Annotated in this window: 11 protein-coding genes; 7 read left to right on the top strand and 4 right to left on the bottom strand. The window is 39.2% G+C overall.

The genetic code is table 11. The features are described 5' to 3' along the window. Positions 1-466 precede the first annotated feature (466 nt). Positions 467-2,398 carry an AAA family ATPase gene (locus ACESSZ_RS11120; RefSeq protein ID WP_026006748.1) on the top strand — a complete coding sequence of 644 codons (1,932 nt, stop codon included), beginning with the start codon at positions 467-469 and terminating at the stop codon, positions 2,396-2,398. Positions 2,399-2,479: 81 nt separating this feature from the next. Continuing rightward, positions 2,480-3,232 carry an SDR family NAD(P)-dependent oxidoreductase gene (locus tag ACESSZ_RS11125; protein WP_008690396.1) on the top strand — a complete coding sequence of 251 codons (753 nt, stop codon included), beginning with the start codon at positions 2,480-2,482 and terminating at the stop codon, positions 3,230-3,232. A 105-nt stretch (positions 3,233-3,337) separates the two neighbouring features. Here the strand turns inward: ACESSZ_RS11125 and mscL are convergent, their stop codons facing one another. Both mscL and ACESSZ_RS11135 read right to left on the bottom strand, forming a co-directional pair. Next, positions 3,338-3,823 (bottom strand): large conductance mechanosensitive channel protein MscL, encoded by a 486-nt coding sequence (mscL, locus tag ACESSZ_RS11130; protein ID WP_202800589.1) that lies wholly within the window; start codon positions 3,821-3,823, stop codon positions 3,338-3,340. Positions 3,824-3,867: 44 nt separating this feature from the next. Beyond that, complete coding sequence (locus ACESSZ_RS11135; RefSeq protein ID WP_008690399.1) at positions 3,868-5,115, bottom strand: aminopeptidase P family protein; 1,248 nt, start codon at positions 5,113-5,115, stop codon at positions 3,868-3,870. Between the two features lie 164 nt (positions 5,116-5,279). On the opposite strand from ACESSZ_RS11135, the gene ispD reads away from it, so the two are divergent. Further along, positions 5,280-5,930 carry a 2-C-methyl-D-erythritol 4-phosphate cytidylyltransferase gene (gene ispD, locus ACESSZ_RS11140; protein WP_008690400.1) on the top strand — a complete coding sequence of 217 codons (651 nt, stop codon included), beginning with the start codon at positions 5,280-5,282 and terminating at the stop codon, positions 5,928-5,930. Positions 5,931-6,326: 396 nt separating this feature from the next. Beyond that, complete coding sequence (locus tag ACESSZ_RS11145; protein ID WP_008690401.1) at positions 6,327-7,922, top strand: ABC-F family ATP-binding cassette domain-containing protein; 1,596 nt, start codon at positions 6,327-6,329, stop codon at positions 7,920-7,922. Positions 7,923-8,061: 139 nt separating this feature from the next. On the opposite strand, the gene ACESSZ_RS11150 is transcribed toward ACESSZ_RS11145, so the two are convergent. Further along, positions 8,062-9,417, bottom strand: coding sequence for an MATE family efflux transporter (locus ACESSZ_RS11150; protein ID WP_008690402.1), 1,356 nt, complete (start codon positions 9,415-9,417; stop codon positions 8,062-8,064). Between the two features lie 194 nt (positions 9,418-9,611). Next, positions 9,612-12,320 (bottom strand): sensor domain-containing phosphodiesterase, encoded by a 2,709-nt coding sequence (locus ACESSZ_RS11155; protein ID WP_008690403.1) that lies wholly within the window; start codon positions 12,318-12,320, stop codon positions 9,612-9,614. Positions 12,321-12,693: 373 nt separating this feature from the next. Between ACESSZ_RS11155 and rpsF the strand changes: the two genes are divergently transcribed. From rpsF to rpsR, 3 genes are read left to right on the top strand one after another with little or no spacing between them, the layout of a single operon-like run. Further along, positions 12,694-12,987 carry a 30S ribosomal protein S6 gene (gene rpsF / locus ACESSZ_RS11160; RefSeq protein WP_008690404.1) on the top strand — a complete coding sequence of 98 codons (294 nt, stop codon included), beginning with the start codon at positions 12,694-12,696 and terminating at the stop codon, positions 12,985-12,987. 22 nt (positions 12,988-13,009) lie between these two features. Further along, a complete protein-coding gene (ssb, locus tag ACESSZ_RS11165; RefSeq protein ID WP_008690405.1) occupies positions 13,010-13,477 on the top strand; it encodes a single-stranded DNA-binding protein in 468 nt (155 codons plus the stop codon). Between the two features lie 21 nt (positions 13,478-13,498). Next, on the top strand, positions 13,499-13,729 hold the full coding sequence (gene rpsR, locus ACESSZ_RS11170) for a 30S ribosomal protein S18 (RefSeq protein WP_008690406.1): 231 nt from the start codon (positions 13,499-13,501) through the stop codon (positions 13,727-13,729). The last annotated feature ends 6 nt before the right edge of the window (positions 13,730-13,735 follow it).

The following is a 13,735-nucleotide window of genomic DNA, read 5'->3' on the forward strand; positions in this document are numbered from 1 at the left end:
TTTTACATCTCGTATTGAAAAATATCTTAAATAGATGTCTTAATCAATTTTACTTACACACTTTTCTTGACAAACCCTCCACGGAGGTGGAATCATATCACATCGGTGAGCAGTCTTTTACTTTGTAAATTTTATTTTATTATGCTTGAAATAGTTTCATGCTGGCGATAAGGTGATGATTCGCCAATTCATCATCAATCACCTTTTTCATCTTCTTTCGGATTTTCCATATAAGTGTCATAGCAACAATAGATGGCTTCCTTGTTTATCTTTTTTGCATAATCTTTTATGTTCATATTCATTCATACCTCTCTATGAGTTTATCATATCCTTTCTCTTGAATTCATACAATAAAGATATCGAAAGATTTAGACTTCTTTCTTGCGTTTTAAATGAATTTGGCAGTCCATACTAACAAAAGCAACCAAGAGAAATCATATGCTATATGGAAACGGATGGTGAAGATATGAAATATCGTTTAAATAAACAGGTGACAAATATCATGAAAAGCGCAGGTGAAGAGGCGCGTGATATGGGAAACAACTATATAGGAAGCGAGCATTTATTACTGGCAATCTTAAAAGATAGTGAGACTCAGTTATGTCAGTTAATCAGTGCACAGGGTGTTTGTTACTATCAGATGAAAGAAGATTTAATGGTACTATTTGGCTTGCGTGATCAAAGTGTGGATGAAATCCAGATCACCCAGGTCGTCGATGATATCTTAGAGCGTGCCATGCAGATTGCACAGCATAAAAAAGCGAAAGTGATGGACGTACAATCCTTATCCTTAGCACTGCTGCAGACAGCAAGCTGTGTGGCTACGGAAATCTTGCATCGCTATGATATTGATGAGAATGTATTGCTGATGCAGATGGAACATGGGGGACGTAATGAATTGGATAAAGTAAATGAATTACGGAATCTAAATACCTGTGGTTTAAATCAGGATATTATAGGTAGAGATAAAGAACTTTCTTTTATGATTTCGGTATTGTCAAGAAAAGATAAGGCGAATCCATTATTGATCGGAGAACCCGGTGTGGGGAAAACCGCATTAGTGGAAAAGCTTGCTGGGATGATACAGGCAAATCAGGTGCCATCCTTACGCAATGCCAGTATTTATGAACTGCATCTGAATTCATTAGTAGCAGGAACGAAATATCGCGGTGATTTTGAAGAGAAATTGCAAAATATTATTCGCCTGTTAGAGAAATATCCGAATGTGATCCTTTTTATTGATGAGATCCATCAGATGATTGGTGCAGGTAAGTCAGAAGGCAGCATTGATGTATCCAGTGTATTAAAGCCATATCTTGCGCGTGGACTGATTAAATGTATCGGTGCTACAACAGTGGAAGAATATGAAAAATATATCGAAAAAGATCGAGCCTTAGAACGACGTTTCCAAATTATCACGATCAAAGAACCAAATCAAAGCGAAACATTGGAAATGTTAAAGGTTAAGGTAAAAGAATATGAGGATTTTCATCAGGTGCATATTCCGATGGATATCTTAGCGAAAATCGTCGCGTATTGTGACTATTATATGCCACAGCGTAAGTTTCCGGATAAAGCGATTGATGTATTAGATTTATCCTGTGTCAGTGCGAAAGCGAGCAATACGCATCAAGTCAATGAAGAAATGGTTAAAGATGTTGTGGAAAAGCTTACAGCGATTCCGCTTGCCAGTGTTGATCGTGTACAATTGTTAAAGGCGCAGCTGCAAGAATCCTTGATTGGACAGGAAGAAGTTATTGATAAATTGATTGCCCAGTTACAATGGATCGAGCAGGGCGTGATTACCCAACGTCCTTTAGGGGTTTGGCTGTTTTTAGGAAATCCCGGGGTTGGGAAGAAGACACTGATGCAAAAATTTAACCGCACTTATTTTAATCAGGAAGATATGGTAACTTTTGATATGGCAGCCTTTGAACAAAACTTTGCGCATAATTTATCTTTACTAAGACGCAATCCCTATACGATCGTATGTATCATGAATTTGCATATGGCGCATGAAGCACAGCTGCAATTCTTACGTCAATCCATTGAAAAAGGGTATATGGAACATGATATTTACAAGGTGGATCTGCGTCATTGTATCATGATCTTGAATGGTGATTTCACGCTAACAAGTGGCAATGAATTGCATTTTCAAGAAACCCAAAGTCTGGAACAAATCTTATCTCGACAGTTGCCTGCATCATTTTTAAGCGTCATTGATGAAATCTTCTGGTTTCATGATCTGAAGCAGGAAGATAAATTGCACATCGTTCATAATGTCTTAAAACAATGGAATAAGACTTTAGCGGATACAAAGATTAAAGAAGTGATTTCTTCTTGCACATCCATGGAAGAAGTAACCAGAAAACTAAAACAGCATCTCGTGGAGGTCTAACCTCCTTTTTCTAAACCTAGAAGGAAATGAGCGTTATAACCGAAAAAATGTGCTATAGTAAAGACATAAGGAAGTGATGTTATGAAAGCATTAATTACCGGCGCCAGCAGTGGGATTGGAAGAGATATGGCCAGAGTTCTGGCAAAGGCCAAAGTTGATTTGATTCTGGTTGCACGAAGAAAAGAACGTTTGATGGAACTAAAAAAGGAATTACCAGTACATGTTACAGTGGTTGTTTTAGATGTTTCAAAACGTGAGAACTGTGAAGCGTTATACCAACGCTTTGTCCATGAACCTATTGATATTCTGATCAATAATGCCGGCTTTGGAGATTATGGGGAATTTCATGAAACGGAGTTAGATAAAGATTTACAGATGGTGCAAACTAATATACAGGCGGTGCATATTCTTACCAAGCTCTTTTTAAAGGATTTTATTCGTCGTGATAAAGGCTATATCTTAAATGTAGCCAGCTCCGCCGCTTTTTTACCGGGACCGTTGATGGCAACCTATTATGCGACCAAGAGCTATGTACTTCGCTTGTCGATGGCGATATGGAAAGAGCTGCAGAAAAAAGGCAGTCATGTTTCCATCTCGGTATTATGCCCGGGACCGGTGAGAACCGAATTCGATAAGGTGGCAAATGTTAAGTTTTTAATGGATGGAAAAACAAGCGAAGAGGTAGCTGCAATTGCCATACGCCGTATGTTAGAAAAAAAGTTACTGATCATTCCCGGCATGTTGATGAAAGCCTCTTATATCGCGACACGCTTTTTACCAAATCGTTTGTTGATGAGCTGTAGTTATCACATTCAGCATCGTAAAAATAAATAAAATCAGAAATAAAAAACTGGAAACAATCCTATAAGCAGAATGTCTTACGATAGGAAGTTCCAGTTTTCTTTTGATGTATTTATGTTCATTCAGAAAGTTATTCGTCTATTCACTTGCCACTTCATCAGCTGCCTCTTCTTCGTTAGGCAATGCACTGGTACAATGTGGACAGCGTGTAGCCTCGATAGCGATTTCTGATTTACAGAAAGGACAAATTTTTGTCGTAGGTGCTTCTGCTTCTTCTTCTTTTTTTCGAAGGGCTTTACGCGCTAAGGAGTTCATTGTTTTGACCATCATGAAGATTACAAAGGCCATGATGAGAAAGTTAATGACCTCTGTTAAAAAGACACCATAATTCAAGGTAGATGCATTTGCTTCCTGTGCTTTTGCTAAAGAAGTGTACGTGTTGCCATCCAGGGCGATAAACCAGTTGGAAAAGTCAATGCCACCGGTAATCATCGTAATGATTGGCATGATGATATCATTCACCAAAGAACCAATGATTTTTTGAAAAGCACCACCGATGATAACACCAACAGCCAAGTCAAGCACGTTTCCACGCATGATGAATTCTTTAAATTCTGCATAAATTTTTTTCATGTGTATACCCCTTTCTTAACGATTGCACGTAGGATTTATTTGGCATGAGCCGCCATAAAGGCTTCAATTTCATCCGGTTCTTTGATAATATCTTTGCTTAAGTTGATACAGCCATCTTCCACCACCAGCACATTATCTTCAATGCGTATGCCAATGCCTTCCTCCTCTAAATACAAGCCGGGTTCAATTGTAAAGACATTGCCAGGCTGCAGTTTATAGTTTGGCAAGGTGACATCATGTGTTTCTAGGCCAAGCATGTGGGAAACTCCATGCCAATAATAATCGGCAACACTTTTTCCATGTTTTAATAAATTAAGTTTACTTAATTCTTGATGATAAAATTTAATCAATTCATTATTTAAATCACGTAAGGTTATACCTGGTTTTACCATCTGCATGATCATCTTATTAGCTGTTAAAACAATGTCATAAATTTGACGTTGGCGTTTTGTGAACTTCCCATTTATCGGGAAGGTGCGTGTAATATCGGCATTCATATAAGAATAAGCTGCCCCTAAATCGCATAAAACCAAAGAGCGGTCTTTGATTTTTTGACTATTCTCCTGATAATGTAGGATAGTTGCATTTTTGCCTCCTGCCACAATGGATGGGAAAGAATGCAGACAGTTATTTGATTTTAAGACGAAATCAAAATAAGCTTCCAATTCGTATTCTCCCATGCCAGCATGCGCATGAGCCATCATATTTTCAATGGCTTCCTTTGTCACCGCAATGGCTTTTTGTAATTTTGCCAATTCATCTTCATCCTTAACCAAACGCAGTGCACTGATGTATCCTGCCAGATCATGTAAAACGATGTGTGGATATCTTTGCAGTAAACTACGTGCAAAAATATGCGCTTCACTATCCGCCTGTTCAGCTTCTTGTTTCGTGAAATCCGCATATACATCAACATTTGCATAACCACTAAAATAACGTGATAAGACACTTCCTATGGTATCCATGGCTTCTTCACGCCAATAGATTTCCTGGATACCGGAGATGTTTGCGGCATCCTCAGGCATGATTCTGCCGCCTACCCATTTTGCCAATTCTTCATCATAACGTTCAATAAATAAATACTCACTTACACGTCCTTCAACTTTGATGATGGCAAGTACCATGTTCTCTTTATCTAATCCGGTTAAATAATAAAAGCTGCGATCAACTGAGAAATCATACTTTTCATCACCGACTTTGTAAGGGGCTTTTCCACTACATACCAAAGCAATTGCTGTATCCGGAAGAGCGCTTGCTAAGGCTTTTCTACGTTCTTTATACATCTTTATCCCTCTTTCTATGTATATGATACCTTGATTTTAACATCTGGTATCATTATAGCATAGCTTTTGCAATATTCTTTTTAAAAATAGATTACATATATGATATAATTGTGAAAAATCAACGCCATAGGCAATCATACAATGAAAAGCGGGAGGCTAAGAATATGATAGAATATACAGCACTTATCGTAGCAGCAGGCAGCGGCAGCCGGATGGGTTTGGGGTATAATAAAATGCTATTTAAATTAAAAAACGGACATACGATTTTAGAAGAAACCATCCAGGTCTTTCAAAAGGATACACGGTGTCATCAAATTATCGTAGTGGCCAGTAAGGAAGATATCGAAGTTTTTATGAAGCTATGTACACAAGGGAACATCGTGTTTGTACAAGGTGGGGCAACTCGTCAAGATTCTGTGTATCATGGCTTGAAAGCGGTGATGTGTGAACATGTATTGATTCATGATGGGGCAAGACCGTGGCTGACCATGGATTGTATTGATCGTATTGTTGAAAGCTTACAAGTGCATGATGCTTGTTTGCTCATGATGCCGGTGAAAGATACGATTAAAGTAGTGGAGGATGGAAAGGTGAAAACGACTCCGCAGCGCGCTACTTTATATCAGGCACAAACACCACAAGCTTTTCGAACAAGTGCGATTTTAAAAGCGTATCACAAGGCATATCAAAAACAGCTGCAAGCTAGTGATGATGCACAGATCATGGAACTTTGTGGGGATCATGAAGTGTATGTGGTAGAAGGCAGTTATGGGAATATGAAGGTTACGACAATTGAAGATATTGCAGGGAAATAGAAAACTGAGCTTTAGGAATCACTATTTGATGAAGTCTTTTGGATGTGGACGATTGCGCATGCAGCATATTCTATTTGCTTGCTGATTCCATAGGAAATAGTTATATGAAATCATAGGATATGAAAGGGAACGATGGATGGTCGTTCTCTTTTTAACGAAGAAAAAAGTTTAGGGCAATAAGGAAATATCAAATGATAACCAATAAGTACAAGCAGGGCTATCAAAACCATCGCATATCTACGATACAAAGAATATGAAGAATCATAGAAAACATAATGTTGAAACATTAAAAACGGAGCATCTTTTTTTAAGAGAAGCATAAGCATTTTTTTTGTGTATTTGTATTTCTGAAAGACACATGCTATAATGCACAGGCATGAAAAATGGAGGTTCTATATGATAGGGACAAACAATGTGAGCGTGCGTTTTGGTGCACGCACATTATATAAGGATGTAAATTTAAAATTCACGGATGGTAATTGCTATGGGTTAATTGGCGCAAATGGAGCCGGTAAAAGTACTTTTCTAAAAGTGTTAAGTGGTGAATTAAAGCCGGATACCGGAGATGTTTTTACCGGACCGAATGAAACGGTTTTTACACTGGAACAGGATCATTACAAGTTTGAAGAATTTCCGGTGTTAGAAACCGTGATGATGGGAAATGAACGCTTATATGCCATCATGAAAGAAAAAGAATACTTGTACACAAAAGAAGGCGAATTTACCGATGAAGATGGAGTAAAAGCCGGAGAATTAGAAGAAGAATTTGCGAATCTTGATGGCTGGAATGCGGAAAGTGAAGCAGCCAATCTTTTGGAACAGCTGGATATACCGGTAAGCTTACATCAAGAATTGATGTCAGCCATGACGCCTGCACAAAAGGTTAAGATTCTGTTAGCGCAGGCATTGTTTGGCAAGCCAAATACACTGTTGTTAGATGAGCCTACCAATGGTTTAGATTTAAAATCCGTTGCCTGGCTGGAGCATTTTTTGATCAATTATGAAAGTACCGTCATCGTCGTATCGCATGATCGTCATTTCTTAAACAAGGTATGTACACATATCGCCGATGTGGATTTCGGAGGGATTAAGATTTACAGCGGTAACTATGATTTCTGGTATGAATCCAGTCAGCTGCTGGCAAAACAGATGAAAGATGCAAACAAGAAAAAAGAAGAAAAGATTAAGGAATTAGAAGCCTTTATTGCCCGATTCTCAGCGAATGCCGCAAAATCGAAACAGGCAACTTCACGTAAGAAAATCTTAGATAAGATTACGCTGGATGATTTACAGCCATCTACCAGAAGATATCCTTTCGTGGATTTTAAGCCGGAACGTGAATCAGGAAAAGCCATTTTATTTGTCGAAGATCTTTGTGCATCGATTGAAGGGAAAGAACTTTTGCATAACATTTCGTTTTCTTTAATGAATGGGGATAAGATTGCCCTGATCGGCAATCCTTTGCAAACTTCATTATTATTAAAACTTCTGGCAAAAGAAATAGAACCGGATAATGGGAAAGTAGAAATTGGACAAACTATTACACCAAGCTATATCCCTGATGATAATGCTGCTTATTTTGAAGGGGAAGAAAGTATTTGTGACTGGCTGAGCCAGTACACGAGTATTGATGATATGAGTTATATTCGCGGGTTCTTAGGAAGAATGTTGTTTAGTGGGGAAGAAGCCTTAAAACCTGTCAATGTGTTATCCGGAGGCGAACGTGCTCGTTGTATGTTATCAAAAAGCATGTTGGAAGCACCGAATTTATTGTTGCTGGATGATCCTACCAACCATCTGGATCTGGAATCCATTCAGGCTTTAAACAATGGCCTAATTAACTTTAAGGGAGAGATGGTCTTTACCTCTCATGACCATCAATTCATTCAAACAATCGCAAACCGTATTATTGAAATTCGCGAGGATGGCATCATTGATCGCCGCATGAGCTATGATGAATATTTAGAACGTGAATATGGTATTGAAGAGTAAATTCATAATGGCACTGCCTATAAAATTCATAAGCAATAATTATTTAAAATAAGCAAAAGAAAAGCTGATGTATATGTAATACCTTTATTGGTAAGAAACATAGAAACATCAGCTTTTTTTCTGAATGTAAGTAGACTTGTTAATACATGGAACGCTTCATCCAATTGCCTTTTTTATAATATAAGAAGAGCCATAAAGCACTGGCAGCCCATGTTAATGGCCAGCCCATAAAGACAACTCCGATATCATGGAAGATAGGAACACTTGCCAATATCCAGGTCATACGCATTCCACACCAGCAAGTAATCATGACAATCATAGGAATCGTGGTAATACCGGCACCGCGGATGATGCCGTTAAAGGCATGAGAAATAGCAAGGAAAATATAAAATGGAGCTAATACATGCATCATATACAAACCATAGGAAATAACCTTAGGATTATCAGAGAAGATGGATAATACCTGCTCACCGAATATTAACAATAAGGCTGAGATGGCGATGGTTGTGAGTAGGGACATGATGATACCAGAGCGTGCTCCTTGCTTCACACGGTCATATTTCTTAGCTCCCATATTTTGTCCGGTAAAGGTTGTTAAAGCCATAGAATAGCTCATCACCGGTAAAATGGCAAAGCCATCAATCTTGGTATAAGCACCACAGCCAGCCATCGCTAAAGAGCCAAAGGCATTGATATTACTTTGCACGATAACGTTTGAAAAGGAAACAACGCCGTTTTGAATACCACTCGGTAAGCCTAAGCGGATGATTTCAATCAACTTATCTTTATGAAAGCGAATCTTTTTTAAGGTGACTTTATATTCTTGTTTCGTTTTGATGAGTAATAAGAGGGTTAACACGGCACTGATGGTTTGAGCAATTAAGGTCGCCCAGCCTACGCCGGCTATGCCCATATCAAACACGATGACAAACAATAGATCCAGCAGGATATTGGTGATACTGGATACAATCAGAAAATATAATGGATTTTTAGAATCCCCAACAGCACGCAGGATACCACTGCCCATGTTGTACAACATAACGGATAGAATACCACCAAAATAAATACGCAGATACAAAACAGAACTGCTCATAACATCTGATGGAGTTCCAATCCAACGCAATATGGTTGGAGAGAAGATGATTCCAAACAAGGTCATAAAGATACCGGCTGTCATAGTAAGGGCCAAAGAAGTATGGATACTGTCTTGTAAGCTTTCCATATTACGAGCGCCGAAATAACGAGAGATGATAACTCCAGCACCAACCGATAACCCCATGAAAAAGCTGACAAGCAGGTTAATAACGGGAGCACTGCTGCCAACAGCAGCTAAGGCCTGTGCACCTATATAATTACCAACAACGACAGAATCCACCGCATTATAAAGCTGTTGGAATAAATTGCCTAATAAAAGCGGCACGGAAAATAATAATAACTCTTTCCATATAACACCTTCTGTCATTAATCCTTTCTGTTTGGTTTTCTCCTGTTGCATGACATCACCTTACCCCTTATTTCTTATGGTTCTTTATTATACACCCGACTTTGAAAAAAAGATAGTTCACAAAATCATTCTCTTTCATAGAAGTTGCGGTTTTCTTTCATTTATCCTAAAAAAAACATCCTGCCCTATATTGGAGAAAGCTTGTGGCAGCTTACTAATATAAGACAGGATGGAGGGAAATGTGATTAGGATTTGGGGTGCATATACTTACGCTGATACTCATCAACAGGTAAAGGAATGCTGTAATAAAAGCCTTGAACAAGTGTTACACCGCAGGATGTGAGGGTCTGCAGCTGTTGCAGTGTTTCTATACCTTCAGCGATAATTGTAATATGTAATTCTTCACATAGTTTCATGATGGCAGTTACTATTTTTTGCGTCCGTGGATTACTGTCTAATTCATTGATGATACTCTTGTCTAGTTTCAAGACATCAAATGGAGCAGCGGATAATAATGCCAGATTGGCATACTCAGTACCAAAATCATCTAACGATATTCTAAAACCATGATGTTTTAATTCATGTATCAAAGTTATAAGGTCTTTATCAGAAAGATGATCGCCATGTTCACTGATTTCAATTTCCAGATAGGATGGAGCTACTTCATATTTTTGACAGATAGCTAATAAATCCTGAAGTAAGGTGGCTTTGATCATCGTTTGACGGGATAGATTAACGGAAATCGGGACAATCGTGGCATAGGCATCCAGCCACTCGCGAATGAGCATACAGATGCGTTCAAAGATGTAATAATCAATCACGGAAATCAGATGATGCTCGGCTAGCAGGGGCATAAAATCCCCTGGTGATATTATGGTTCCATCACGGTCTTCATAACGTATCAAAGCTTCGGCCCCAAACGCTTCTCCACTTGTCGAGCGAATTTTTGATTGCAGATACACGTGAAAATGGTGCATAGCTATTTCTGCTTGTAACGTGTTGGGGTCAGAAAGATGCAACAATTCATCATTATAATGACGATAACGCTTTGTATTTTGACGATTCCGATAGAAAACACGTTTATCTTCATACATACAGGCATCTGCTTCGGCAATAAAATCATTGATGCCATCCGCCTGTGGTGACCAACGGCTGCCCAAAGCAAACTTCAGCATTTCCTGATCTTTGATAGAACCTCGCAGTTCACGGACTTGCCGCTGGAAAACATCTTGGCTCAGGTTTGTGGATATGATAACAAATTCGTCTCCTCCGATACGATAAATATCGGCCTGTGGGAAGACACGTCGCATATGTAAAGCCGCTTCGATGATAAGCTCATCGCCACGGGCATGTCCATACTTATCATTAATATCTTTTAAACCGTTGATATCCAGATAAACGACACCGACGGATTGATGAGAGTGCGCGATATGTTTTACATCTTCGATGTATCGGTTGCGATTATAGAACGAAGTTAATTCATCATGATAGCTTAAATGAGCCAGTTTCTTTTCTGCTTGATCTCGTTTGATGGTCAGCATGATAAAGTAACACAAGGTTTGTAACATCGAAGTAATATTTTGCATCATGTCCTTAGCTGGATTGTCAACTCCTAAGACAGCGATGATCTGATGATTACTTTCTAATGGAACAGCTACCATACGTTGGATGTTATGGTTTTGTAATATCTGATATTCTTCTTCAGAGAGCTTATTTATTTCCGCAAGATCACTGATGATAACGCTCCCCTTTTCACTAAAGGCCGAAAGCCAATGATGGATAACGGCTTGCGGGAGTTTAGCAAAATCTTGTTTGCGAGAAGCGATATGGGCATCACACCATTCTTGATTAGCAAACGGCATCTGATTATCAATACTGATAAGGTACGTACAATCCGCTGTAAAGAATTTGCCGACGGCTTGTAACACGGCATGAATGCTGCTTGTGACATCTTGATTTTCATATAGATGATGAACACAGCGGACGATCATATTTTGCGCATCCAGCATGTTCTGTAATTGTTGTTTCTCTTTCTCATTTTCGGTCATGTCGAAAGCAATTTCCATACGTGCTTTACGTCCTTCCCACTCAATGAGACGATCTTTTAACAGGTAATGGCGTAAAGAGATGGGATTAGAAAATTCCCAGGTGATAATTTTGCCTTCATCCAATTGCGGATTTGTACAAAACGGACAAGGCGAAGTTCTTCCCTGCAAAACTTCATAACATTTGCGTCCGTAAAAGTCTTTTGTATGGAAAGAACGCTGGCCGGCTTCATTTAAAAAATATAATTCATAAGTTTCTAAATCGGCAATATACAAAGTTTCGGATATTTCATTCATCGGAGCCTGTAATTGTTTCGCCAACAGCGATAAGGCTTCACTTTTTTTACGATTCTCAATTTCCACCTTTTCCATTTCTTGTTGGCGTTTACGCATTCGTGAAGTTATGGCGGCGACAAAAGCAACAATTGCCAAACAAAGAAGAATTTGTACCATCAGTATCCGCATGATCGAAGAGACGCGTTGCTCGGTATATATTTCAGCTTCTTTTACGGCATCATCACAGGCTTGAAAGTACTGTTCACTTAACCGTAGTAATTCGGCAGTATCCTTACTTTTGCGGACTTCTTTAATTTCCTCCTTGATTACAGCCCAATCTTTTTCAAGCTCCTGCAGCTGTTTTTGGTAGGTTTCATCATCCAGGCGTGTTAATCCATTTGGTCCATCACCTGTTTGTAATTCGTTTAGGATTCCATCCAGCTTTTGAATAAGCGCATGATTTGTTTTGCCTGCCATTTCCTGTTTCACCAGAAGTTGCGTAGCTCCACGGACAACACCGGTATAATTAACCACGCGGGCATTTCCCTGCATGTTTCTGATAGCGTTTAAAGATAAAAAACCGGAAAGGATGAGGGAGAGTATCAGAATGGTGGGAATCAGCTTTTTCTGCATGGAAGACACCTCCTGCCTATACATCATTTCGATCATTGAGTGAGTATCTTTCTATATATCATACTATAAATAAGCAAAAAAAGGTAAAATTTTAGTGAATTCTATCGATGATAAAAAAGGATTTATCTAAGGGGAAGAGAATGAGGCTAGATAGCGTGGAAGTCTAAGTGAGCAGCCATGAGGAACGCTTCGAGAAAGAAAGGGTATCGTTTGAGCGTGACATGAGATGATCCAAGAAGAGAAAATACGAAAACTTTAAAATATCCCTTTACATTTCAAAAGCAACAATGCTATAATCAATAAACGGGTAGAAATCTCTACTCCCCGCTCTGCACATGAGGCAGGGCCATGAGACCATGAGGAGGTGTACAGAATGAAAAAATACGAAATCATGTACATTGTGAACGCATCTTTAGAAGACGCAGCACGCACGAAAGTGATGGATGGATTACATAAGATCATCACTGACCACAACGGAACTATCGATCAGGTAGACGAGTGGGGCGTAAAAGAGTTCGCATATGAAATCAAACACATGAACAAAGGTTACTATGTTGTTATCAATGTGACTGCTAACAATGAAGGCATTCATGAATTTGATCGTTTAGCACGTATCAACCACAACATCGTACGTTATATGATCGTTAAAACACAGGACGAAGAATAAGAAACAGGAAGGATGATGGACAATGATCAACCGTGTAGTATTAGTAGGACGCATGACAAAGGATCCGGTTTTACGTAAGACTGGAACAGGAGCCAGCGTAACATCCTTTACTGTAGCATGTGATCGCAGAATTAAGACCGAAGGACAGCCGACAGCGGATTTTATCAACTGTGTGTGCTGGAATAAAGTTGCTGATAATACGGCACAATTCACGCATAAAGGAAGCTTAGTTGGAGTGGAAGGAAGAATTCAGACACGCAGCTATGACGACCAGAGTGGAAGACGTGTCTATGTGACCGAAGTTGTCGCAGACTCTGTTCAATTTTTGGAGCCTAAGGGAACCAACAGTGCTGCAGCCGTTAATGCTTACACACCTGATTATGATGCAGGAAATCAAGGCTATCAGAGCGATAATGCATCACCGTCCTACTCCAGTGACTTTGCATCCAGCGATACATTGGATATCGCCAGTGATGATTTACCATTCTAATTGGTAGAAAGGAGATAAACTATGGCTTTCAAGAAACAGCGTATGGGACGCAAGAAAGTTTGCTATTTCACAAAAAACAAAATCGAATACATCGACTATAAAGATGTTGAATTATTAAAAAGATTTATTTCCGCAAACGGAAAGATCATCCCTAGACGTGTAACCGGAACACGCGCAAAATATCAGCGTATGCTGGCTACTGCTATCAAACGTGCACGTCAGATGGCTTTACTGCCTTACGTAAGCGAATAATATTCG

The organism is Eubacterium sp. 3_1_31, from assembly GCF_964249515.1.
GTDB lineage: Bacteria > Bacillota_I > Bacilli_A > Erysipelotrichales > Erysipelotrichaceae > Longicatena > Longicatena caecimuris.